Source organism: Moorena sp. SIO4A1 (assembly GCF_010672065.1).
GTDB lineage: Bacteria > Cyanobacteriota > Cyanobacteriia > Cyanobacteriales > Coleofasciculaceae > Moorena.
The window spans coordinates 1-1,221 of the sequence record NZ_JAAHHX010000872.1 but is presented as its reverse complement, the minus strand read 5'-3'; the positions used below and the strand labels follow the sequence as shown (position 1 = coordinate 1,221).

The 1,221-nt window shown below is 46.4% G+C and carries 1 pseudogene; it reads left to right on the top strand.

Annotated elements, in window-relative coordinates:
- Window positions 1-236: 236 nt before the first annotated feature.
- Window positions 237-1,078, top strand: a pseudogene (locus tag F6K53_RS43685) (IS5 family transposase).
- Window positions 1,079-1,221: the final 143 nt, after the last annotated feature.

The following is a 1,221-nucleotide window of genomic DNA, read 5'->3' as shown; positions in this document are numbered from 1 at the left end:
CTATGATGACTCTCGGACTCTACCAATCTCTGACTGATGCACTAGTTTTAAGTGAGGTAGATCAGCCAGCTATTAAGACGTGCCTGAAAGCCCAGAAGCGTCTGAGAAAGATTATATACCATATAATGTAGCCAGGTAAGTTAAGAGCTGATTTGTAAAGAAAATCTAAAGAGAACTCAATGACGGGCTGAGTAGCCTGTAATCTATATGACAAAACGAGTTGAAGCACTGTGTTCATGAGTCGTTTGCCTGAGATCGCCAATCCCCATCGCCAACCCTATCCGAGTGACATGAGTGATAGGGAATGGGAAGTGCTGCGTAAGCTGATACCAGAACCAAAGGGATTTGGACATCCGAGGATAGTTAACCTACGGGAAGTTATCAACGCCATATTCTATGTGCAACGTAGTGGCTGTCAGTGGGAAATGTTGCCCCATGACTTTCCACCCCACCCAACGGTCTATGGTTATTTCCGCAAATGGCAGCCGCTTTGGGATTTGGCAGAGAATGCATGACCAATTGCGTCATCAACTCCGACAACAAATGGGACGACAGGAGGATTCGAGTGTAGCGTTCGCGTAGCGTCGGGCTTTGCCCGAATCGCTGATTCCCAATCGGTGAAGACGACGGAAAAAAGGGGGCCGTCTACGGCTATGACGGTGGCAAAAAAGTTAAAGGCCGTAAACGCCATATTGTTGTAGATTCCCAGGGTCTGGTTATTGGGATGCTGGTGAGTGAAGCTAATGGCCCAGAACGTTTAGGTGCAGTGGTCGTTTTGCATGAAGCTATTGCCCAACTCAGGCAATTAGAAGTGATTTGGGTTGATCAAGGTTATTCGGGCAAGAACTTTGCTAATGCAGTCCAACAAGTTTGTGGGGATCATGTGCGAGTGGAAGTAGTTGAGCGAACATCAAAGGAATTTGAGATTCTACCAAAGCGATGGATTGTTGAACGGACGTTTGGTTGGCTCAACGGATTTCGGCGTTTGAGTAAAGATTATGAGTTGTACACGACCATCAGCGAAGCGATGATCTATGGCTCGCTCATTCGTTTAATGACTCGCCGATTAGCTTCTTAAGCTTTTGTTTACAAATAATTAAGACATCCTTGGCTAATTTCTCCATCCGTAATAGGGGTAAAAGATTGCCTTCCGTCTCGTCAATGGAATCCCCATCCGCCACAGCCGTATCATAACCATCCACCAGTAATCCAGGCCATCCA